General features: G+C 71.1%; 20 protein-coding genes. 18 read left to right on the plus strand and 2 right to left on the minus strand.

The window, feature by feature from the left end; all coding sequences use genetic code 11:
* Window positions 1-120: 120 nt before the first annotated feature.
* From nusA to EAE32_RS09590, 8 genes are all read left to right on the plus strand, one after another.
* The gene (nusA, locus tag EAE32_RS09555; protein WP_121845781.1) at window positions 121-1,098 is read left to right on the plus strand and encodes a transcription termination factor NusA; all 978 of its coding nucleotides are present in this window, start codon (window positions 121-123) and stop codon (window positions 1,096-1,098) included.
* 124 nt (window positions 1,099-1,222) lie between these two features.
* Window positions 1,223-1,555 (plus strand): YlxR family protein, encoded by a 333-nt coding sequence (locus EAE32_RS09560; protein ID WP_121845799.1) that lies wholly within the window; start codon window positions 1,223-1,225, stop codon window positions 1,553-1,555.
* 125 nt (window positions 1,556-1,680) lie between these two features.
* Window positions 1,681-4,581, plus strand: coding sequence for a translation initiation factor IF-2 (gene infB / locus EAE32_RS09565; protein ID WP_121864997.1), 2,901 nt, complete (start codon window positions 1,681-1,683; stop codon window positions 4,579-4,581).
* A 211-nt stretch (window positions 4,582-4,792) separates the two neighbouring features.
* Window positions 4,793-5,251 (plus strand): 30S ribosome-binding factor RbfA, encoded by a 459-nt coding sequence (gene rbfA, locus EAE32_RS09570; RefSeq protein ID WP_121864998.1) that lies wholly within the window; start codon window positions 4,793-4,795, stop codon window positions 5,249-5,251.
* Window positions 5,252-5,256: 5 nt separating this feature from the next.
* Complete coding sequence (truB, locus tag EAE32_RS09575) at window positions 5,257-6,408, plus strand: tRNA pseudouridine(55) synthase TruB (protein WP_121864999.1); 1,152 nt, start codon at window positions 5,257-5,259, stop codon at window positions 6,406-6,408.
* A 3-nt stretch (window positions 6,409-6,411) separates the two neighbouring features.
* Window positions 6,412-6,783, plus strand: a complete 372-nt coding sequence (locus EAE32_RS09580; RefSeq protein WP_121845094.1) for a hypothetical protein — start codon at window positions 6,412-6,414, stop codon at window positions 6,781-6,783.
* Window positions 6,784-6,826: 43 nt separating this feature from the next.
* Entirely contained in the window at window positions 6,827-7,294 is a 468-nt protein-coding gene (locus EAE32_RS09585; protein WP_121865000.1) for a hypothetical protein, read from the plus strand.
* A 45-nt stretch (window positions 7,295-7,339) separates the two neighbouring features.
* A complete protein-coding gene (locus tag EAE32_RS09590; protein WP_121865001.1) occupies window positions 7,340-8,353 on the plus strand; it encodes a bifunctional riboflavin kinase/FAD synthetase in 1,014 nt (337 codons plus the stop codon).
* 125 nt (window positions 8,354-8,478) lie between these two features.
* On the opposite strand, the gene EAE32_RS09595 is transcribed toward EAE32_RS09590, so the two are convergent.
* Together EAE32_RS09595 and mtnN are read right to left on the minus strand one after the other, a co-directional pair.
* Window positions 8,479-9,351, minus strand: a complete 873-nt coding sequence (locus tag EAE32_RS09595) for an aldo/keto reductase (RefSeq protein WP_121845097.1) — start codon at window positions 9,349-9,351, stop codon at window positions 8,479-8,481.
* A 73-nt stretch (window positions 9,352-9,424) separates the two neighbouring features.
* Window positions 9,425-10,189, minus strand: coding sequence for a 5'-methylthioadenosine/S-adenosylhomocysteine nucleosidase (mtnN, locus tag EAE32_RS09600; RefSeq protein WP_121845098.1), 765 nt, complete (start codon window positions 10,187-10,189; stop codon window positions 9,425-9,427).
* Window positions 10,190-10,379: 190 nt separating this feature from the next.
* Between mtnN and rpsO the strand changes: the two genes are divergently transcribed.
* From rpsO to EAE32_RS09650, 10 genes are all read left to right on the plus strand, one after another.
* Window positions 10,380-10,649, plus strand: coding sequence for a 30S ribosomal protein S15 (gene rpsO, locus EAE32_RS09605; RefSeq protein ID WP_035963435.1), 270 nt, complete (start codon window positions 10,380-10,382; stop codon window positions 10,647-10,649).
* A gap of 277 nt (window positions 10,650-10,926) precedes the next feature.
* Window positions 10,927-13,176, plus strand: coding sequence for a polyribonucleotide nucleotidyltransferase (locus EAE32_RS09610; RefSeq protein ID WP_121865002.1), 2,250 nt, complete (start codon window positions 10,927-10,929; stop codon window positions 13,174-13,176).
* A 20-nt stretch (window positions 13,177-13,196) separates the two neighbouring features.
* Window positions 13,197-14,600: a M16 family metallopeptidase gene (locus tag EAE32_RS09615; RefSeq protein ID WP_121865003.1), complete on the plus strand. Its 1,404-nt coding sequence runs from the start codon at window positions 13,197-13,199 to the stop codon at window positions 14,598-14,600.
* 11 nt (window positions 14,601-14,611) lie between these two features.
* Complete coding sequence (gene dapB / locus EAE32_RS09620; RefSeq protein ID WP_243635669.1) at window positions 14,612-15,370, plus strand: 4-hydroxy-tetrahydrodipicolinate reductase; 759 nt, start codon at window positions 14,612-14,614, stop codon at window positions 15,368-15,370.
* Window positions 15,367-16,002, plus strand: coding sequence for a hypothetical protein (locus EAE32_RS09625; RefSeq protein ID WP_121865005.1), 636 nt, complete (start codon window positions 15,367-15,369; stop codon window positions 16,000-16,002). Before dapB ends, EAE32_RS09625 begins: the two co-directional genes overlap by 4 nt.
* Before the next feature lie 9 nt (window positions 16,003-16,011).
* Entirely contained in the window at window positions 16,012-16,947 is a 936-nt protein-coding gene (dapA, locus tag EAE32_RS09630) for a 4-hydroxy-tetrahydrodipicolinate synthase (protein ID WP_121865006.1), read from the plus strand.
* Window positions 16,948-16,963: 16 nt separating this feature from the next.
* The gene (locus tag EAE32_RS09635; RefSeq protein WP_121845104.1) at window positions 16,964-18,658 is read left to right on the plus strand and encodes a ribonuclease J; all 1,695 of its coding nucleotides are present in this window, start codon (window positions 16,964-16,966) and stop codon (window positions 18,656-18,658) included.
* A gap of 83 nt (window positions 18,659-18,741) precedes the next feature.
* Entirely contained in the window at window positions 18,742-21,675 is a 2,934-nt protein-coding gene (locus EAE32_RS09640; RefSeq protein WP_121865007.1) for an FtsK/SpoIIIE family DNA translocase, read from the plus strand.
* Entirely contained in the window at window positions 21,672-22,304 is a 633-nt protein-coding gene (gene pgsA / locus EAE32_RS09645; RefSeq protein ID WP_121845106.1) for a CDP-diacylglycerol--glycerol-3-phosphate 3-phosphatidyltransferase, read from the plus strand. The genes EAE32_RS09640 and pgsA overlap by 4 nt, the downstream gene beginning before the upstream one ends.
* Window positions 22,301-22,798 carry a CinA family protein gene (locus tag EAE32_RS09650; protein WP_276309546.1) on the plus strand — a complete coding sequence of 166 codons (498 nt, stop codon included), beginning with the start codon at window positions 22,301-22,303 and terminating at the stop codon, window positions 22,796-22,798. Before pgsA ends, EAE32_RS09650 begins: the two co-directional genes overlap by 4 nt.
* Window positions 22,799-22,926 lie beyond the last annotated feature (128 nt).

Genomic DNA, 22,926 nt, shown 5'->3' on the forward strand with positions numbered 1-22,926 from the left:
CCACGAGACAAGACGACGAGACACCCCCGCAGCAGCGCTCCGCACACCTCGTGCGGCGCGCTGTTTGATTCCCGGCCCAGCCCGCGGCGACCGGGGGTGGTGGGACGGAAGGCCGGACACATGGACATCGACATGAGCACCCTGCGACTGCTGGAGCGCGAGCGCGACATCCCGGTGGACGTGCTGATCCCCACGATCGAGCAGGCGCTGCTGCTCGCCTACATGCGCTCGCCGGGAGCGATCGACGGCGCCCGCGCGGAGGTCGAGCGCCGCTCGGGCCACGTGACCATCTGGGCACCGGAGCTCGACGAGGAGGACCGGCGCATCGGTGAGTTCGACGACACCCCCTCCGGCTTCGGCCGCATTGCGGCGGCCACCGCGCGCCAGGTGATCCTGCAGAAGCTGCGGGACGTGGAGGACGACAACGTCCTGGGCCACTTCAAGGGCCGCGAGGGCGAGCTCGTCTCGGGCCAGATCCAGCAGGGCCACAACCCCAAGATGGTCCAGGTGGACCTGGGCACCGTGGAGGGTCTGCTGCCGCCCCACGAGCAGGTCCCCGGGGAGACCTACCGCCACGGAGAGCGCATCCGTGCGTTCGTGGTGGAGGCCAAGCGCGGCTTCAAGGGCCCGTCCATCACGCTCTCCCGCTCCCACCCGGACCTGGTGCGCCGGCTGTTCGAGATGGAGGTCCCCGAGATCGCGGACGGATCCGTGGAGATCGTCACCCTGGCCCGCGAGGCCGGGCACCGCACCAAGATGGCCGTGGAGTCCACCCGGCCCGGGGCGAACGCCAAGGGCGCGTGCATCGGCGACATGGGTTCCCGCGTGCGCGCGGTCATGAACGAGCTCGGGGAGGAGAAGATCGACATCATCGACTTCTCGCAGGACCCCGCACAGTTCATCGGCAACGCGCTGTCCCCCGCCCGCGTCACCCGGGTCACCGTGCTCGACGAGGCCGCCCGTTCGGCCCGCGCGGTGGTGCCGGACTCCCAGCTGTCCCTGGCCATCGGCAAGGAGGGCCAGAACGCCCGACTCGCCGCGCGCCTGACCGGGTGGAAGATCGACATCGTGCCCGAGTCCCGCGCAACGCAGGGCTGAGAACCCCGGGATTCCCGCTCAGGGCGCGCGGCGCGCTAGAGTGGGGTGCGATCAGGTCAACCACCCCCGGTTCCCGCGCGCGTTCGGCGTGCACGGAACCAGGAGTGGCACACGAGGAGCGATGATGAGCACCACGAGTCGTCGCACCTGCGTGGGGTGCCGTGCCACGGCGTCCCCTGATCAACTCGTCCGAGTGACGATGGAGGACACGGAGCACGGCCCGCGGGTCGTGGCCGACCTCCACCGCCGAAGGGGAGGCCGTGGGGCCTGGGTGCATGCCACCCGAGAGTGCGTCACCACAGCGGTGCGGAAGAAGGCGTTCAACAGGGCGTTCCGCACAGCGGTCAGCGCGCACGATCTCGCGGAGCAACTCCGCGTGCTCCTGCCCGTGCAGGAGGACGACCACAAGGAAAGCGAGTCAGAAGACCATGGAAAACCGATGAGTGCCGGCCGATGAGTACTTCCACGTACTCACCCCGCAGCCGCGCAGGACACGCGTGCACCACGCCCGTGTCCGGTGGCGACTTCAACGGAAGATAAACGGTTCGTACCTGTTTCGGTGCGGACCGAGACAGGAGAACAGTGGCCAAGCCCCGTGTCCACGAGCTCGCGAAAGAGCTCGGAATCACGTCCAAACAAGCAATTTCCAAACTGCAGGAACTCGGTGAGTTCGTCCGTGGCGCCTCGTCCACGGTGGAGCCGCCCGTAGCCAAGAAGCTGCGCACCGCGTTCCCCGCCGGCGGCGACGCCCCGGCGCAGTCCAAGCCCGCGTCGGCCGCCAAGGCCCCCGCCTCCCAGAGCGCGAAGAAGCCTGCGGCGTCGGGCCCCAAGCCCGGAGCCAAGCCGGCCGCCGCCAAGGAGTCCGCGAAGCCCGCGGCCGCTCCGAGCGCCCCCGCCGAGTCGAAGCCCGCGAGCACCGGGACCCCCGCCCAGGACACCCCGTCCCAGCAGACCGGGGGAGCGTCCGAGCAGAGCCCGGCCGCCCCGGAGACCGGAGCCCGCAAGCCCGGCGGTGCCACGCCGGGTCCGCGCAAGGCCCCGGCCCCGGGTGCCAAGCCCGGCCAGTCCGCGCCCCGCCCCGGCAACAACCCGTTCGCCTCCCAGCAGGGCATGGGACGCTCCTCCGAGGGCGGCGCCCAGCGCGGCGGCCCCCGTCCCGGTGGCCAGCAGCGCTCCGGCAAGCCGGGCGCACCGCGTCCCGGCAACAACCCGTTCGCGGCCCAGCAGGGCATGCGCACGAGCAACGCCGGCCAGGGCGGCCCCCGTCCCGGCGGTCCCCGCCCGGGTGGGCCCCGTCCCGCGCAGGCCGGTCAGGGCGGCCCCCGTCCGGGCGCACCCCGCCCGGGTGCCCCGCGCCAGGGCCAGGGTCAGGGCGGTCCCCGCCCCGGTGGCCCGCGCCCCTCGCCGAACATGATGCCGGGCCACACCACTGGTGTGGCACCCATCGGCAGCCGTCCTGCTCCCGGTTCCGGTCCCCGCCGCGGTGGTGGCGGGCCCGGCGGTGGACCCGGCGGCGGCGGTGGTTTCCGCGGCCGCGGTGGCCGCGGCGGCACCCAGGGCGCGTTCGGTCGCGGCGGAGCCCGCGGCAAGCACCGCAAGTCGAAGCGGGCGAAGCGCCAGGAGCTCGAGCAGATGTCCGCACCCGCCGTGGGCGGCGTGTCGGTCCCGCACGGCGACGGCAGCACCGTGGTGCGCCTGCGCCGCGGCGCGTCCCTCATGGACTTCGCGGAGAAGATCAACGCGAACCCGGCCTCGCTGGTGACCGTGCTCATCCACCTGGGTGAGATGGCCACGCAGACCCAGTCCCTGGACGAGGAGACCTTCCAGCTCCTCGGTGCCGAGCTCGGCTACCAGATCCAGGTGGTGTCCCCGGAGGACGAGGAGCGCGAGCTGCTCGAGTCCTTCGACATCGACCTCGAGGCGGAGCTGGAGGCCGAGGGCGAGGACGTCCTCGCACCGCGCCCGCCGGTCGTCACCGTCATGGGCCACGTGGACCACGGCAAGACGCGTCTGCTGGACGCGATCCGGAACACCAAGGTGATCGAGGGCGAGGCCGGCGGCATCACCCAGCACATCGGTGCGTACCAGATCTCCACCGAGGTGGACGAGCAGGAGCGTCTGATCACGTTCATCGACACCCCGGGCCACGAGGCGTTCACCGCCATGCGTGCCCGTGGTGCCCAGGTCACGGACATCGCCGTGCTGGTGGTCGCCGCGGACGACGGCGTCATGCCGCAGACCGTGGAGGCGCTGAACCACGCGCAGGCCGCGAACGTGCCGATCGTCGTCGCCGTCAACAAGGTGGACAAGCCGGACGCGAACCCCGAGAAGATCCGCGGCCAGCTCACCGAGTACGGCCTGGTGCCCGAGGAGTACGGCGGCGACACGATGTTCGTGGACGTCTCCGCCCGCGAGAACCTGAACATCGACCACCTGCTGGACGCGATCGTCCTGACCGCGGACGGCGCGCTGGAGCTTCAGGCCAACCCGGACAAGAACGCCCGCGGCGTGGCCATCGAGGCGAACCTGGACAAGGGCCGCGGCGCGGTGTGCACCGTGCTGGTCCAGTCCGGAACGCTGAAGGTGGGCGACTCCATCGTGGCCGGTGCGGCGTACGGCCGTGTCCGCGCGATGTTCGACGAGATGGGCCGCACCGTCGAGGCGGCCACGCCGTCCCGCCCGGTGCAGGTGCTGGGTCTGTCCACCGTGCCGCGCGCCGGTGACACCTTCCTGGCCACCCAGGAGGAGCGCACCGCGCGTCAGATCGCGGAGAAGCGGGAGGCCGCGGACCGCAACGCCCAGCTGGCCAAGCGCCGCAAGCGCATCACGCTGGAGTCCTTCGACGAGGCCGTGGCCGAGGGCAAGATCGACACCCTCAACCTCATCATCAAGGGCGACGTGTCCGGTGCCGTGGAGGCGCTCGAGGACTCGCTGCTCAAGATCGACGTGGGCGAGGAGGTCCAGCTGCGCGTGATCCACCGCGGCGTCGGCGCCATCACGCAGAACGACGTGAACCTGGCCACGGTGGACAACGCCGTGATCATCGGCTTCAACGTCCGCCCCGCGGAGCGCGTCACCGAGCTCGCCGAGCGCGAGGGCGTGGAGATGAAGTTCTACTCGGTCATCTACAACGCCATCGACGAGGTCGAGAGCGCCCTGAAGGGCATGCTCAAGCCGGAGTACGAGGAGGTGGAGCTCGGCACCGCCGAGATCCGCGAGGTGTTCCGCTCCTCCAAGTGGGGCAACATCGCCGGTGCCTACATCACCAAGGGCACCGTCCGTCGCAACGGCAAGGCACGCCTGGTGCGCGACGGCAACGTGGTGCAGGACAACCTCACCATCGACTCGCTGCGCCGCTTCAAGGACGACGCCACCGAGGTCCGCGAGGGCTACGAGTGCGGCATCGGGCTCGGGTCCTTCAACGACATCCATGAGGGTGACATCATCGAGACCTGGGAGATGCGCGAGAAGCCGCGCGACTGATCCGGTCTCCCCGCCCGTCCCGCGCCCCGTGGCCGGGGCGGGTGGAGTGAACCACAGCGTGACCGGGTGCCCGGGATCCCAGTGAGGGGTCCCGGGCACCCTGCCCCGCACCGGGCCGCCACGCTTGCGGCCCACCCACGGCGGGTGCCCGAGGCACCCGCCCGAGGACTTCGCAGCGCGCACGCGCTGCCACGACACGAGGAGCTCCACCATGGCCGACGCCGCACGCGCCGCCCGCCTGGCCGATCGCATCAAGGTGATCGTGGCCCAGGCACTCGAACGCAGGATTAAGGACCCCCGGCTCGGGTTCGTCACGGTCACCGACGCCCGCGTGACCAACGACCTCCAGCACGCCACGCTCTACTACACGGTCTACGGGGACGAGACCCAGCGCAAGGACACCGCGCGCGCCCTGGAGTCCGCCAAGGGCATCCTGCGCGCCGAGGTGGGCAAGAACATCACGGCCCGTCTGACCCCCACGCTCACGTTCGTGGCGGACGAGATCCCCGCGGACGCCGCGCGTCTCGAGTCCCTGCTGCGCACGGCCCGGGAGAAGGACGCCCAGGTGGCCGAACAGGCCCAGGGTGCCCAGTACGCCGCGGGGGAGGACGCCTACCGCACGTCCGAGGACGACGACGCGGCCGGCACCGAGAACACCAGCCAGGCCTGAGCCCGGTGGCGCAGCGACAGGACGTCCCGAGCCCGGACCTCTCCCTCCCGAGGGTGGCCGGGCTCGTGGTCGTGGACAAGCCGCTGGGCTGGACCTCGCACGACGTCGTCTCCCGCATGCGTCGGCTCGCCGGGACCCGGAAGGTGGGTCACGCAGGCACACTGGACCCCGCGGCGTCGGGTGTGCTGGTGATCGGGGTGGAGAAGGCCACCAAGCTGCTCACCTACGTGACCGGCACGGACAAGACCTACCGGGCGAGCATCCGCCTGGGTGCGGCCACCGTGACCGACGACGCCGAGGGCGAGGTCACGCGGACAGCGTCACCCGAGCGGCTGGCCGGGATCACCGACCAGCAGGTCATGACCGCGGTGGGGGAGCTCACCGGCGAGATCCAGCAGGTGCCCTCCGCCGTGAGCGCCATCAAGGTGGACGGCAAGCGCTCCTACGCGCGCGTGCGCAGCGGGGAGGACGTGCAGCTCGCCGCCCGGCCCGTGACGGTCTCGGCGTTCGACGTGCACGAGATCCGGCGGGTCTGCGGTGAACCGGCGTTCGTCGACGTCGAGGCAATCGTGACGTGCTCCTCCGGCACGTACGTCCGGGCGCTGGCCCGGGATCTCGGGGCCGCCCTGGGGGTGGGGGGCCACCTCACCGCGCTGCGGCGCACCCGTGTGGGGTCGTTCACCCTCGAGCACGCGCACACCCTGGACGAGCTCGCGGAGCAGGTGGCGTCCGGGGGCACCGTCGAGACCCTGGAGATCGCACGGGCCGCCCGGCTGCTCTTCCCGGTCCGTGAGCTGGGGGCCGAGGAGGCCACCGACCTCTCGCACGGGCGACGGATCTCCGCCTCCCCGGAGGCGGCACCCACCGGGGGCCGTGCGGAGGCCGGGGACGGCCCGGTGGTGGCGTGCTTCGCCCCCGACGGGACACTCGTCGCGCTCGCGCAGGAGAGGGGGGCGCCGGCCCGCCGCTACGCCACCTCCGTGTTGGGCATCACGGTGGGCACGAGGTTCACCCCGGGTCCGGGGGAGACCCCCGGTGCAGGAGCGTCGGACGGTGCCGGAGCGGCAGACGGCCCGGACGTGGCATCGGGCGACGACGCCCACGGCTCGCCGCAGCGCCAGGACGACAACGACATCGACACGGGAACGGACGCGTAGGCCATGGTGTGGGGATATGACGGCTGGTTCTGGGCGGCAGTGGTCCTGGGGGTGATCTCGTTCGCCGTCTGCCTGGTGCAGGCGCTGCGCGGACGCGCCCCGGACGACTGGTCCCAGGGCTCCGTGCTGGTGCTGGAGGCGTTCCTGCTCGTGTACTGCGTGGGCTCGGTGCTGCTGCCCGTCCTGGGACCCTCACCGTCCGGGAGCCTGCTGGAGTACTGGGGCTACCTGCTCACCGCGCTGCTCATCCCGGCCGGAACGTTCGTGTGGTCCCTCGTGGAGCGCTCCCGCTGGTCCACGCTGATCCTCGCGGCCGCCGGGCCCGTGGTGATCGTGATGGTCTACCGCATGAACTTCATCTACTACTACCAGTGAGCCGCGCCGCAGCGCCCGGCTCCGCGCACCCGAAAGGACGACGATGGACCGCGAGTCCTCCCACAGCACCCTCCAGCAGCGCTTCGGCCGCCCGGGTGGTTCCCGGCGCACCGACCGCAAGAGCACGGGGTTCGGTCGGCTGCTGATCGTCGTGTACTGGGTCTTCTCCCTCTCCGCGGGGGTCCGCTCGCTCTACCAGCTGGCCACGGAGTTCTCCGCGGCGCCCCTGGCCATCCTGCTCTCCACCCTCTCGGCGGCCATCTACGTGCTGGCCACCGTGGCGCTGTCCAAGACCGGACCGCGGTGGCACCGGGTGGCCACGCTCGCCGTGGGCGCGGAGCTCGTGGGCGTGCTCGGGGTGGGCCTGCTGAGCGTGCTCCGTCCCGATCTCTTCCCCAAGGCCAGCGTGTGGTCGGAGCTCGGCGCGGGCTACGGCTACATCCCGCTGGTGCTGCCCGTGGTGGGCCTCGTGTGGCTGTGGCTGACGCGGGCCTCCCACGCCGGGCGGTAGGCTCTACACGATGCGCCACACACCCATGACACCTCGAGGAGCACTGTGATTCGCTGGAGAAGCCTGGACGAGGTCACCCCGGGATTCGGTCCCTCCGTGGTGAGCATCGGCAACTTCGACGGTGTCCACCGCGGCCACCAGGAGGTCTTCACGCGGCTGCTGGACACCGCCCGGGAGCGTCACGCGCAGTCCGTGGTGGTCACGTTCGACCCCCACCCCGCCCTGGTGCACCGCCCCGAGTACCACCCCGGGCTCATCATGGGTCTCGAGGACAAGCTCGACGCGCTCGAGGAGACCGGCGTGGACGCCGCGCTCGTGCTGCCCTACAGCCTCGAGTTCTCCGAGCTGACTCCCGAGGAGTTCCTGGTGGACTACCTCGTCCGCCCGCTGCGCGCGGTCTCGCTCGTCCTCGGCTCGGACGTGCGGCTGGGCCGCAACAACTCCGGTGACCTCGCCGCCATCACGGATCTGGGCCACGAGTACGGCTTCGACGTCGTCGTGGTCGAGGACGTGCCCGGCACCCCCGCCTCGGACGACGACGCCCCGTCCGGTTCCGCAGCCCGCCGTGAGGAACGGCGCTGCTCCTCCACGTGGGTGCGCTCGTGCCTCGAGGCCGGGGACATCGAGGGGGCCGCGCAGCTGCTGGGACGTCCCCACCGGATGCGCGGCGAGGTGGTGCACGGCGCCGCCCGTGGTCGGCAGCTCGGTTTCCCCACCGCCAACCTGGCCCCGAAGGCCACGGGGTTCATCCCCGCGGACGGCGTCTACGCCGGGTGGCTCGTGGACCAGGACGGCACGCGGTGGCCCACGGCCATCTCGGTGGGCTCCAACCCCACGTTCGACGGCGTCACCCGCCAGGTCGAGGCGCACGTGATCGACCGCCCGGACGAGGCGGTGGAGGACTTCGACCTCTACGGCCAGACCGTGGTGGTGGAGTTCGTGGAACGGCTGCGGGGCATGGTGGCCTACCGCGGCATCGACGCGCTCGTGGCGCAGATGAAGGACGATGTGAACCGCACCCGGGACATCCTGCGCGCCCTCTCCCGCGCGGCGGACTGAGCACCGACCGCAGCCTTTTCCACCGCCCGGCCCGCGCGGGTGCCGGGCTGGGCGGGTGGGCAGGGGAGCGGCAGAGCCGTGCCGGGCTCCGACCGCGGAACGCCGTGCCCCGCGGTCGGCCCGTGTCACATCTCCTCGTGCGCCGCCGGATCGAACCCCGAGCCGCTGATGCCGGTGTGCATCATGCGCAGGCGCTCCATCTGCTCGTCCGTGAGATCCCACTCGAAGACGTCGATGTTCTCCGCCATCCGCTCGGGGTTGGAGGACTTGGGGATGGGCACGATTCCCGACTGCACGTGCCAGCGCAGCACCACCTGGGCGGGCGTGCGTCCCTGCCGCCGGCCGATCTCCGCGAGCCAGTCACTCTGCAGCAGGTCCGTCTTGCGCCCCAGCGGGGACCAGGCCTGCGTGAGGATCCGGTGCTCCTGGTGGAAAGCGCGCAGGGCCTCCTGCTGGTACTGGGGGTGCAGCTCCACCTGGTTCACCACGGGCATCTCGCCGGTCTCCGCCTCGAGACGCAGCAGGTGCTCGGGCAGGAAGTTGGAGACGCCCACCGAGCGGATGAGTCCCTCGTCCCGGGCCTCGAGCATGGCCTGCCACGTCTGGACGTACTGGTCCACTCCCGGATTGGGCCAGTGGATCAGGTAGAGATCCAGGTAGTCGGTGCCGAGCCGCCGCAGTGAGCCCTCCAAGGAACGGCGCACCGACTCGCGGCCGTGGTCCCGCCCCGGGATCTTGGACGTCAGGAAGATGTCGTCCCGGGAAATGCCGCTGTGGCGGATTCCCCGGCCCACACCGCGCTCGTTGCCGTAGTTCACCGCCGTGTCGAGGAGCCGGTAGCCCCGCCACAGGGCCTCGGGCAGCAGCGCCTCGGCCTCGGCGTCGTCCATGGGGTAGGTGCCGAACCCGAGCTGCGGGATCTTGTGCCCGTCCCGCAGCACGTGGTGGGCCACGTCCGGGACGGCGTCCTGGAGGGCCTTGTTCTTGTGGTCGCTCATGGGTTCCTCGTTCTCCTCGACGTGCGGGCGGGGTGCTGTTGCTTCCGGGGAGAGTATCCCCGGTGGGGGCGGGTCAGCCCTGGTGTGCGGGCGCGGGCAGAGTGCTGAGCAGCTCGACCACGGCATCCGCGCTGAGGCGCGCCACGAGGTCCAGCTCCAGGTGGAACTGCTGGTCCGCGGCCGGTCCGCACAGGTCCGAGATGCTGCGCACCGCCAGGAACTTTCTCCCGTGGGCCTGGCACACCTGCGCCAGGGCGGTGCTCTCCATGTCCGTGCTCAGCGCCTCGGGGAACGTGCCGCGCGCCCCGCCCACGTTCTCGGCGGTCACGAAGGAGCCCCCTGAGAGCATGGTGCCGCGCCACACGGTTCCGTTCCCGCCGGCCACGAGCCGGCTTGCCGCCGTCACGAGGTCGGCAGAGGCCGGATAGGCCTCGGGCATCCCGGGCACCTGGCCGGGTGCGTAGCCGAAGGCGGTGGCGTCCGCGTCCGCGTACCGGAACTCCGTGCCGACCACGAGGTCCCCCACGTTCACGTCCGCGCGCAGACCACCGCAGGACCCCGCGGAGACGACGACGCCCGGCTCGAACCGCTCGACGGCCGCCGTGAGCGCCGAGGCCGCGTTGACCAGGCCGATGCCCGTGCGCACGAGCAGCACGGCCCGCCCCGCGAGCTCCAGGGCGTGGAACGAGGCGTTGCCCACGAGCTGCGGGTGCTCGCAGCGGCGCGAGGCGAGCTGCAGGAACGGCTCGGCCTCCTCGGGCATGGCGACCACCACGGCGGGTGCGCCCACGCAGGCGGCGAACAGGGCGGCGTCGTCGGTCGTGTCGGTGCTGTGCATGGGCCCATTGTCTCAGCAGGGGCGGACACGCATAACCGGGAGCGGCCGTGCGGTGCCCGGTGGCCGCATCGGTTAGGATGGTCAACGGTCTGACTGCGGTCCGTGGCGGTCGGGCCCCGGGGCACGCCCCGGACCCCGGGCGGGAATCTCACGCACCGGGCGGTCACGGTACTAACTCGAGGAGTTACCCATGGCACTGGATGCCACGATCAAGAACCAGATCATCACCGAGTACGCGACGCACGAGGGCGACACCGGTTCGCCCGAGGTGCAGATCGCCGTTCTGTCCCGTCGGATCTCCGACCTGACCGAGCACCTGAAGATGCACAAGCACGACCACCACACCCGTCGCGGCCTCATGGCCCTGGTGGGTCGCCGTCGTCGCATGCTTGACTACCTGCGTCGCACTGACATCGCCCGCTACCGTGCGCTCATCGAGCGCCTCGGCCTGCGCAAGTGATGTGAGTCCCGGCGATTCCCCGCGCTCCGCACCGGAGGGCGGGGAATCTCCACACCCGGCGCTGCTCGTGACGAGCACCGTCCGGGCCCGCACCACGCGGGCCGCCCGCGGGCAGATCCCCGCGGCACCACGTACCAGGAACCACAGCAGCTGTGCAGCCGCGCCGCATGTCGCGGTCCTCGACAGTGGCCTCCGCAACGCGAGAGCGGTGCGAGGGCTTCGATCGAAGACCGGTGTGTTGCGCGGGCTGCGCACCACGAAGAAACGGAGGTGACCCGTGGAGGGTCCCGAGATCCAGAGTGCAGAAGCCGTCATCGACAACGGCTCCTACGGAAAGCGCGTCGTGCGCTTCGAAACCGGGCGTCTTGCCCGTCAGGCCGCAGGTGCGGCCATGGTGTACATCGACGAGGAGACCTCGATGCTCTCGGCCACGGCCGTGGGCAAGCACCCCCGCGAGGGCTTCGACTTCTTCCCCCTCACGGTGGACGTGGAGGAGCGCATGTACGCCGCGGGCCGCATCCCCGGCTCGTTCTTCCGCCGCGAGGGCCGCCCGTCCACGGACGCGATCCTCACGTGCCGTCTGATCGACCGCCCCCTGCGCCCCGCGTTCGGCAAGGGTCTGCGCAACGAGGTGCAGGTGGTCGTCACCGTCATGTCCATCGCGCCGGACGAGATCTACAACACCGTGGCCATCAACGCCGCGTCCATGTCCACCACCCTGTCCGGGCTGCCCTTCCAGGGCCCCGTGGGCGGCGTGCGCATGGCGCTCATGGCCGAGGAGAACGGCGGCCACCAGTGGATCGCGTTCCCCAAGCACTCCCAGCTCGAGAACGCCGTGTTCGACATGGCCGTGGCCGGCCGCGTGGTGACCACCAAGGACGGCGGCCAGGACGTCGCCATCATGATGGTCGAGGCCGAGGCCACCGACAACGCGTGGGAGCTCATCAAGGGCCAGGGTGCCGTCGCCCCGTCCGAGGAGCTCGTGGCCGAGGGCCTCGAGGCCTCCAAGCCCTTCATCAAGGCCCTGTGCGACGCCCAGGCGGACCTCGCGGCCCGCAACGCGAAGCCCGAGCTCGACCTGCCCCGCTTCGGCGGCTTCGGCGACGACGCCGCGGCGGCCGTCCGGGAGTTCGCGGGCGAGCGCATGGCCCAGGTCTACTCGATCGCCGGCAAGCAGAAGCGCGAGGCCGCCACGGACGAGCTGCACCAGGCCACGCTGGCCGAGCTCACGGGTGAGGGCAAGCCCTTCGAGGGCCGCGCGGACGAGGTCAACGGCGCCTACCAGGCCCTGACCAAGCAGACCGTGCGCCAGCGCATCCTCAAGGACAAGGTGCGCATCGACGGCCGCGGGCTGACGGACATCCGCCAGCTCAGCGCCGAGGTGGACGTGCTCCCGCGCGTGCACGGCTCCGCCCTGTTCGAGCGCGGCGAGACCCAGATCATGGGCGTCACCACGCTGAACATGCTCAAGCTGGAGCAGCAGATCGACTCGCTGTCCCCGGTGAAGAACAAGCGCTACATCCACCACTACAACTTCCCGCCGTACTCCACGGGCGAGACCGGCCGCGTGGGCTCGCCCAAGCGCCGCGAGATCGGCCATGGCGCACTCGCCGAGCGTGCGATCACCCCCGTGCTGCCCACGCGCGAGGAGTTCCCCTACGCGATCCGCCAGGTCTCCGAGGCACTGGGTTCCAACGGCTCCACCTCCATGGGCTCGGTGTGCGCGTCCACCCTGTCGCTGTACAACGCCGGTGTGCCCCTGCGCGCGCCGGTCGCGGGCATCGCCATGGGCCTGGTCTCGGACACCGTGGACGGCGAGGTCCAGTACGCGGCCCTGACCGACATCCTGGGTGCGGAGGACGCCCTGGGCGACATGGACTTCAAGGTCGCCGGCACCTCGGAGTTCGTGACCGCCATCCAGCTGGACACCAAGCTGGACGGCATCCCGGCGTCCGTGCTGGCCTCGGCGCTGACCCAGGCCCGTGAGGCCCGCCTCTACATCCTGGACGTGCTGACGTCGGCGATCGACGCCCCGGACGAGATGAGCGAGTTCGCCCCGCGCGTGATCTCCGTGAACGTCCCCGTCTCCAAGATCGGCGAGGTCATCGGCCCCAAGGGCAAGATGATCAACCAGATCCAGGAGGACACCGGCACGGACATCTCCATCGAGGACGACGGCACCGTGTACATCGGCGCCACCGACGGCCCCTCCGCCGAGGCCGCGCGGTCCGCGATCAACGCGATCGCCAACCCGCAGGTCCCCGAGGTCGGGGAGCGCTACCTGGGCACCGTCGTCAAGACCACCACGTTCGGGGCGTTCATCTCGCTGACCCCGGGCAAGGACGGTCTGCTGCACATCTCCGAGATGCGCAAGCTCAACGACGACAAGCGCGTCAACGAGGTGGACGACGTCCTCTCCGTGGGCCAGAAGGTCCAGGTGGAGATCACCAAGGTGGACGACCGCGGCAAGCTCTCGCTCGCGCCGGTGGCGGCCGGGTCGGACGCCGCGTCCGACGACCAGAACTGAGCAGAGGTCTTCGCTACTCGATGACGGCTGTCGACCTTCCCCTGAGGGCGGGCGATCCCGCGGAGCACGGCTCCGGCGCGGACGCCCGCCTTCGGGCGTATCCGGACCAGGGACCACGCGGGGGCTTCACCCACGTGGTCCACGACGACGCAGACGGTGCCGTGGTCATGCGCACCGTGCTGCCGTGCGGCACGCGCGTGCTCACCGAGAAGATGCCCGGGCAGCGCTCCGCGTCCGTGGGCTTCTGGGTGAGCCTGGGCTCCCGTGACGAGGCGCCGGGCATGCTCGGCTCCACACACTTCCTGGAGCACCTGCTCTTCAAGGGAACCGCCCGACGCAGCGCGCTGGAGATCGCCGAGGCGTTCGACCGCGTGGGAGGGGAGTCCAACGCGTTCACCTCGCACGAGCACACCTGCTACCACGCACGGGTGCTCTCCGAGGCGCTTCCCATGGCGGTGGACGTGCTCGCGGACATGTTCACCGGAGCTGTCCTGGACCCCCGCGAGTTCGACCGGGAACGCGGTGTGATCCTCGAGGAGATCGCCATGGACCGGGACGACCCCACGGACTTCGCGTTCGAGCAGTTCACGGCCCAGGTGTTCCACGGCTCGGCCCTGGCACGTCCCATCGCGGGCACGCCCGAGGAGATCCGCAGCGTGGCGCGGGACGCCGTGTGGGAGCACTACCGCGCGGCCTACCGCCCCGAGAACCTCGTGGTCACGGCCGCGGGCGGCCTGGAGCACGAGGCCGTGGTGGAGATGGTCCGCGAGTCGCTCGCGCGCGCGGGCTGGGACCCGGACGCGGCCGGGGCCGTGGGCACCCGCCGTGCCACCACGCCCGCGCCGCTGAGCCCGCTCACCGGCACACGGTCCTTCGACCGGCCCGTGGAGCAGGCCAACGTGGTGCTCGGCGGCCCCGGTCTGCAGTCCGGGGACGACCGTCGGTTCGCCATGACGGTGCTCAACGCGGCACTCGGTGGCGGGATGTCCTCCCGGCTGTTCCACACGATCAGGGAGCAGAAGGGCTTGGCGTACTCCACCTTCTCGTTCTCCGGCTCGTACTCGGACGCGGGGTTCTTCGGCATGTACGCCGGGTGCACGCCGGGGCGCGTGGACCAGGTGAGCGAGCTGATGCGGGCGGAGCTGGACCGGTTGGCCCAGGACGGCATGGACGGTGCGGAACTCGCGAAGGTCGAGGGGCAGCTGAGCGGGGCCACGGTGCTCGCGCTCGAGGACACGGGCTCGCGCATGTCGCGGCTCGGCTCCGCGGAGCTGAAGACCGGCACCTTCGTGGACGTGGACGAGTCCCTGCGCAGGATCCGGGCGGTCACGTCCGGGGACGTTCAGGAGCTGGCGGCCCGGCTCTCGGCGGACGCCACCGTCCGCACCGTCGTGGGGCCGCAGGCCGCGGACGAGCAGGAATGAGGCAGGAGAGCATGGAGCAGCGGATCAGGGTGGCCGTCCTCGGGCGGAACGGACGCATGGGCTCGGAAGCGGTGCGCGCGGTCTCGGACGCCCCGGACATGGATCTCGTGGCGGCACTGGGACGCACGGACGACCTCTCGGAGCTCGTGCGCGCGGGCGCCAAGGTGGTCGTGGACCTCACGGTCCCGGACGCCACCCGGGAGAACGTGCGCTTCGCCGTCTCCCACGGCATGCACGCCGTGGTGGGCACCACGGGCTGGGACGACGCCGCCCTGGCGGAGCTCACGGCCCAGCTGGCGGAATCTCCCGGCACCGGCGTGCTGGTGGCCCCGAACTTCGCGGTGGGCGCCGTGCTCGCCATGAAGTTCTCGGAGCTGGCCGCGGCGTTCTTCGACTCCGTGGAGATCGTGGAGCTGCACCACCCCCGCAAGCTCGACGCGCCGTCGGGCACTGCCGCCCGGACCGCCGAGCTGGTGGCGGCCGCCCGCGAGGCGGCGGGGGTGGCGCCCTCGCCGGACGCCACGGAGTCCGATCCCCGGGGTGCGCGCGGCGCGGACGTGTCCGGTGTGCACGTCCACTCGGTGCGGCTGCAGGGCCTCGTGGCGCACCAGGAGACCCTGCTGGGCAACGCGGGGGAGCAGCTGAGCCTGCGCCACGACTCGTTCGACCGCGTGTCGTTCATGACGGGCGTGCTGCTCGGCGTGCGCTCCGTGGCCGAGCACCCCGGACTCACCCACGGTCTGGACGGCTACATGGACCTCGGCCTGTGACCGCGGGACAAGGACGTGGCGGTCTGCGGTGGTGGGCCACCGCGGCGATCGTGCTGCTCGTGCTCACCGTGCTCCTGCTGCCCATCTCGGTGGGCTCCACGACGTGGATTGTCGCGGTCCTGGTCTTCGCCGGGGTGTTCACGGTGCTGGAGGTGGGCTCCGCAGGTCGCGCGCTCGCGGCGCTGATGATCGCCCTGCTCACGCTGTACCTGGGGCTCTCGCTCCAGCGTGCCGTGCTGCTGCTGGAAACGCCCGGGTGGATCCCCAGGGTGCTCGGTGTGGCCATGCTCGTGATCCCCGCCGTGGGCGCGTGGGCCATGGTGCGGGAGATCGTCTTCGGCGCCCGCACCCAGCAGCTGGGCAGGGAGCTGGCCGCGAACGGCGAGCTCCCCGCGGACGACCTGCCGCGGACCCCGGCCGGGCGGTACGTGCGCTCGGCCGCGGACGAGCGGTTCGACGTCGTGCGCCGTGAGGTGGAGGCAGCCCCGGAGCAGTGGGGCGGCTGGTACCGGCTGAGCCTCGCCTACTCGGCCAGCGGGGACGGTCGGCGGGCCCGCGCCGCCATGCGCACGGCGATCGCCCTGCACCGCAGCGGCAGCCCCGAGACCGTGCTCGCCGGGTCCGGACGGTAGCCTGTGGGTATGACACACGAGAGCACCCCAGTGCAGAAGGACCGTCCCGCGCCGCTGTTCGGGACCCTGCTGACCGCCATGGTCACGGTCTTCCACGAGGACGGGTCCGTGGACCTGGAGGCCACGGGCCACCTCGCCGAGGAGCTCGTGGACGACGGCTGCGACGGTCTGGTGGTGTGCGGCACCACGGGCGAGTACTCCACCATGACGGACGAGGAGAACCTCTCGGTCTTCCGCGCCGTCAAGGACGCCGTGGGCGGGCGGGTCCCGTTGCTCGCGGGCACCGGGTCCAACGACACCGAGCACTCCCGGTACCTGTGCCTCGAGGCGCAGAAGATCGGGATGGACGGGCTGCTCGTGGTCACCCCGTACTACAACAAGCCCACCCAGGCGGGCGTGGAGGCGCACTTCCGTTCCCTCGCGGACTCGGTGGACACCCCCGTGATGGTGTACGACATTCCCGGGCGCTCGGGGATCCCCATCGAGCCGGAGACGATGATCTCCCTCGCCTCGCACCCCAACATCGTGGCCGTGAAGGACGCCAAGGCGGACTTCGTCTCGGCCGCGCGGGTCATGGCGGAGACGGACCTGCTGTTCTACTCCGGCGACGACGCCCTCACCCTGCCGTGGATGGCGCTCGGTGCCGCCGGGCTCGTGGGTGTGACCACGCACGTGGACACGCCGCGGTACCGCCGCCTCGTGGACGCCGTCCTGGACGCGGACCTCGAGACCGCCCGGAGGATCAACGCGGAGCTGCTGCCCGTGGTGCGCGCCACCATGATGCGCGTGCCCGGTGCCGTGGCCGCGAAGACCATTCTTCACTGGCAGGACCGTCTGCCGAACAACACGGTGCGCCTGCCGCACGTGGCACCCACGCAGACTGAGCTGGAGCAGATCCGAGCGGATCTGAGCACATCGGTCATTGCGGACACACTGATCAACTGACGACGAAAGGGGTCTCATGACCCAGTGGAACTCCACAGACCTGGCCACGCCGCCCGCACTCGCGAAGGACACCCTCCGCGTGGTGCCCCTGGGTGGGCTCGGTGAGGTCGGCCGGAACATGACCGTGTTCGAGATCAACGGGCAGCTGCTCGTGGTGGACTGCGGTGTGCTGTTCCCCGAGGAGACGCAGCCCGGCGTGGACCTGATCCTGCCGGACATCAACAACATCCGGGACCGCCTGGACGACATCGTGGCAATCGTGCTCACCCACGGGCACGAGGACCACATCGGGGCGGTCCCGTACCTGCTCAAGCGCCGCCCGGACATTCCCGTGATCGGCTCGCAGCTGACCCTGGCCCTGATCGAGGCCAAGTTGCAGGAGCACCGGATCAAGCCGTTCACCATGGCCGTGCGCGAGGGCCAGGTGGAGAAGCTCGGCGAGTTCGAGTGCGAGTTCGTCGCGGTGAACCACTCCATCCCGGACGCCCTGGCCGTGTTCCTGCGCACCAAGGCCGGCACGGTGCTGCACACCGGTGACTTCAAGATGGACCAGCTGCCCCTGGACGGGCGCATCACGGACCTGCGCCACTTCGCCCGCCTGGGCGAGGAGGGCGTGGACATGTTCCTCACGGACTCCACGAACGCCGAGGTCCCCGGATTCATCCCGTCCGAGAAGGCCATCGGCCCCGTGCTCACGGACGTGGTATCCCGCGCCAAGCAGCGCGTGATCGTGGCCTCCTTCTCCTCCCACGTGCACCGCGTGCAGCAGGTGCTGGACGCCGCGGTGGCCAGCGGGCGCAAGGTCGTGCTCATGGGCCGCTCCATGATCCGCAACATGTCGATCGCTGAGAAGCTCGGCTACCTGGACGTGCCGCCGAACGTGCTCGTGGACCAGAAGAAGGTCGGGGACTACCCGGACGACAAGCTGGTCATCATGTGCACCGGCTCCCAGGGCGAGCCGATGGCCGCGCTGTCCCGCATGGCCAACGGGGACCACAAGGTCCAGGTCAACGCCGGGGACACCGTGGTGCTGGCGTCCTCGCTGATCCCCGGCAACGAGAACTCCGTGTTCCGCGTGATCAACGGCCTCATGCGTCTGGGCGCCCACGTGGTGCACAAGGGCAACGCGAAGGTCCACGTCTCGGGCCACGCCGGTGCCGGTGAGCTGCTGTACTGCTACAACATCGTGGAGCCGGAGTACGTGATGCCGGTCCACGGTGAGGTGCGCCACCTGATCGCCAACGGCGAGCTCGCGCGGGAGACCGGTGTGCCGGACGACCACGTGATCCTCGCGGAGAACGGCACCGTGGTGGACATGCACGCGGGCAAGGTCAAGATCACGGGCCAGGTGGAGTGCGGCTTCATCTACGTGGACGGCTCGTCGGTGGGCGAGATCACGGACGCGGACCTCAAGGACCGCATGACGCTCGGCGAGGAGGGTTTCATCTCCGTGGTCACGGTGGTCAACCGGGACACCGGCAAGATCGTGTCCGGCCCGGACATCCACGCCCGCGGCGTGGCGGAGGAGGACAAGGTCTTCAACGAGATCCGTCCGAAGATCGCCGCGGCGCTGGAGGAGGCGCTGGGCGAGAGCGGGAAGAACCACACCGCCAACCAGCTGCAGCAGATCGTGCGCCGCACGGTGGGCTCGTGGGTCGCCCGCAAGCTGCGCCGCAAGCCCATGATCGTCCCCGTGGTCGTGGAGGCCTGACGGTCCCCACGGCGCCATCGTGACGAGCGGCCCGCCCGGATCCACTCCGGGCGGGCCGCTGCGCGTCCGGGTACCCTGGAGCAATGGCGTCACGAACTTCCCCCGCGCGTTCGGCGAAGACCGCACCCCGGTCCAAGACCGCGGCGCGTTCCCCCAAGAACGGCAAGAAGACCCCGGCACGCAGCACACCGGCGGGGCCCTCCGCCGGCACCACGGCCCTTCACGGCCTGGTCCGGGCGTGGTCGGGCGCCGGTCACGTGGTGGGGGCCGCGGTGCGGCGTGTGGGGACCGTGCGCACCGACATCGCCCCGGAGCAGCGTCGGGACGGCGGTGCCCTCGTGTGGCTCGTGCTCGCGGTGCTGACCGCCGCGGTCGAGTGGTGGAACCTGCGCGGCGTAGGTTTGGCACCCGTGGCCGTCCCGGCCTCGTGGGTGCACGCCGTGGTGGGCGGCACTTTCGGGTTCATGGCGCTCGTTCTGCCCATCTTCTGCTTCTGCTTCGCCATCCGGGTGTTCCGCCACCCCGAGCCCACGCAGGCCAACAACCGGATTGCGATCGGGCTGCTGGCCCTCACGGTGGCGGGCTCCGGCATCGCCCACCTCGCCGGCGGCGCCCCGGACCTGGGGGACGGCTTCGAGGCCGTGTGGCACGCCGGCGGCTTCGTCGGCTTCCTCGCCGCGGACCCGCTGGCCTCCCTCGTCACCCGCTGGGGTGCGCTGGCCGTGCTGGTGGTCCTCGCCCTCCTCGCGCTGCTCGTCATGACGGCCACTCCCGTGGGGGAGATCGGCCCGCGGCTGCGGGACCTCTACCGCCGTCTCACGGGCCAGACCGAGCGCCGCGCCCCGGACGTCTCCGCGCCCGAGCACGACCGCTCCTACCTGGAGCCCGTCCGCGCGTCCTCGGGGAAGAAGGCCACCCGCGCCGAACGCCGTCGGCAGCGACAGGACCTCGACCGCTACGACGGCGACGAGGCCTTCGAGCGCGCCGTGGTGGACGAGGCCAACCGCCGCGAGGCCCGCGGTGCCACCGCCACGGGCGTGTTCGACGTCGGCTCGGCCGCGGCCGCGCCCGCCGAGAGGTCCGAAACACCGGGCACCGGGGACTCCCGCGTCGTCGCCCCGCAACGTGCCGGGGGTTCGACCGCCGCGCAGGCGCAGGAGACCGAGGTCGCGCCTTCCGTCGGCTCCGCGCCGCGGCCGGGGGAGAAGCGGCCCACGCGCTCCCAGCGGGACGTGCAGAAGCTGCGTGAGCAGCAGGGGATCACCCCCGCGGCGGACACCGCGGCGGCGTCGGACGCTCCCGCACTGGACGTCGCCGAGGACGCCGACGAGCCGCGCACCCACACCCCCAACACCCCCATTCCGGCGCGGTCGGAGCAGCTGAAGCTGCAGGGCGACGTCGCCTACAGCCTCCCGCCCGTGGCGGACCTCGTGCAGGGCCCGCCCGCCAAGGAGCGCTCCGAGGCCAACGACCAGGTGGTCAGTGCGCTCACGAGCGTGCTCGAGCAGTTCAAGGTGGACGCGGAGGTCACGGGCTTCTCCCGTGGCCCCACGGTCACCCGCTACGAGATCGAGCTGGGCTCGGGCACCAAGGTGGAGCGGGTCACCGCGCTGTCGAAGAACATCGCCTACGCGGTGGCCTCCGCGGACGTGCGCATCCTCTCGCCCATCCCGGGAAAGTCGGCCATCGGCATCGAGATCCCCAACACGGACCGCGAGACCGTGGCCCTCGGGGACGTGCTGCGCTCGCAGAAGGCGCGCGCGTCCGAGCACCCCATGATCATGGGCGTGGGCAAGGACGTTGAAGGTGGCTTCGTGCTCGCGAACCTCGCGAAGATGCCGCACATGCTCGTGGCCGGAGCCACCGGCGCGGGCAAGTCCTCGTTCGTGAACTCCATGATCGTCTCGATCCTCATGCGCTCCACCCCGGACGAGGTGCGCCTGGTCATGGTGGACCCCAAGCGTGTGGAGCTCACCGCGTACGAGGGCGTCCCGCACCTGATCACGCCCATCATCACGAACCCCAAGAAGGCCGCGGAGGCGCTGCAGTGGGTGGTGCGCGAGATGGACGCCCGCTACGACGACCTCTCCCACTTCGGGTACAAGCACATCGACGACTTCAACAAGGCCGTGCGCAACGGCAAGGTCCAGCCCGAGCCGGGGTCGAAGCGCACCATCCGCCCCTACCCGTACCTGCTGGTGATCGTGGACGAGCTCGCGGACCTGATGATGGTGGCACCGCGGGACGTCGAGGACGCGATCGTGCGCATCACGCAGCTGGCGCGAGCTGCGGGCATCCACCTGGTGCTCGCCACGCAGCGCCCGTCCGTGGACGTGGTCACCGGTCTGATCAAGGCCAACGTGCCCTCCCGCATGGCCTTCGCCACGTCCTCCGTGACGGACTCCCGCGTGGTCCTGGACCAGGCCGGGGCGGAGAAGCTGATCGGGCAGGGAGACGCCCTCTTCCTGCCCATGGGCGCGTCCAAGCCCATGCGCGTGCAGGGCGCGTGGGTCTCGGAGTCCGAGATCCACAAGGTCGTGGAGCACGTGAAGTCCCAGATGACCGTGCACTACCGGGAGGACGTGGTCCAGGAGGCCCCGCAGAAGACGATCGACGAGGACATCGGGGACGACCTCGACGTCCTGCTGCAGGCCGCGGAGCTCGTCATCACCACGCAGTTCGGCTCCACGTCCATGCTCCAGCGCAAGCTGCGCGTGGGCTTCGCCAAGGCCGGGCGGCTCATGGACCTGCTCGAGTCCCGCGGAGTGGTCAGCCCGTCCGAGGGCTCCAAGGCCCGTGACGTCCTGGTCAAGCCCGACGACCTCGCGGCCACCCTCGCCCTGATCCGGGGCGAGGAACCGCCCGCCCGCGCGCCGGACGCGCAGCCCGCGGGGAGCGCCGTCGGCTCCGTGGACTACGGCGAGGACCCCGTGGAGGCGTCCCTCGCGGACGTCGCCCACGACTACCACGACGGTTCCGACACATCCGAGGACGCATGGGAGTTGACTGGACGATGAGCTCATCCGAGACCGCGGTTCCGCACGGGGACCCCGCGCCGAACAGCTCCAACTGGAACCTGCCGAACGCGCTCACGGCCCTGCGCATCGTCATGGTGCCGTTCTTCATCTGGTTCCTCGTGGCCGGCGGCACCCACGGCGAGCAGTCCATGGGGATGCGCTGGGCCGCGGTGGTCACGTTCGGCCTGGCCATGTACACGGACAAGCTGGACGGGGACCTCGCCCGCGCCCGCAACCTCATCACGAGCTTCGGCAAGATCGCGGACCCCATTGCGGACAAGCTGCTCACGGGCGCTGCGTTCGTGGTGCTGTCCCTGCTGGGCGAGCTGTGGTGGTGGGTGACCATCGTGATCCTCGTGCGCGAGTGGGGCATCACGGTCATGCGCTTCGTGGTGATCCGCTACGGCGTGATGGCCGCGTCCAAGGGCGGCAAGACCAAGACCGTCCTGCAGACCGCCGCGCTGCTCGCGCTGCTGCTCCCGCTCGCACCGCTCGTGGGGCAGTGGTGGCTCTGGTTCGCGTGGGTGCTCACGGCGCTGGCGCTGCTCGCCACCGTGGTCACGGGCGTCGACTACGTGGTGAAGGCGGTCCAGCTGCGCAACCGCTCGGTCCGCGGGGAGGCCGCGTGACGGCACCGTCCTCCGGGTACGACGCCGCCGCGCTCGTCCGTCTCGCCACGGACCTGGGCCTCATGATCGGCACCGCCGAATCCCTCACCGGGGGAGCGGTGGCGTCCGCTGTCGTGACGGTGGCCGGGGCGTCGGCCTGCTTCCAGGGCGCCGTGGTGAGCTACTCGCACGAGGTCAAGGAGCGCGTGCTGGGCGTGCCCCACGACCTCCTGGCCGCACGCGGTGCGGTGGACGCGGAGGTTGCGATCGCGATGGCCCGCGGTGCCCGCGCGGCGCTCGGGGTGGACTGGGCCGTCTCCACCACCGGAGTCGCGGGACCGGAGCCCCACGACGGACACGCCGTGGGGACGGTGTTCCTGGGGGTCAGCGGCCCGCGCGGGGACCGTGCCGAGCGGCTGGAGCTGCTGGGGGACCGCGCACAGATCCGGGAGGCCACCGTGGAGCGGGCCATTGACACACTGGCGACTCAAATCTCATTACCAGCCAACGCCTAGTGCAATTCGCCCCGCGACGGGGGAACAATTGAACCTGCAAGCACGTTATGACCCACAGAGCGTGAGCCGGAACGGCTCAGGCACTGCGAGACCGTCGCGCTGACCACAGCGTGCCGAGCCCCGTTCGT

Source organism: Kocuria tytonicola (assembly GCF_003687175.1).
Classification (GTDB): Bacteria; Actinomycetota; Actinomycetes; order Actinomycetales; family Micrococcaceae; genus Kocuria; species Kocuria tytonicola.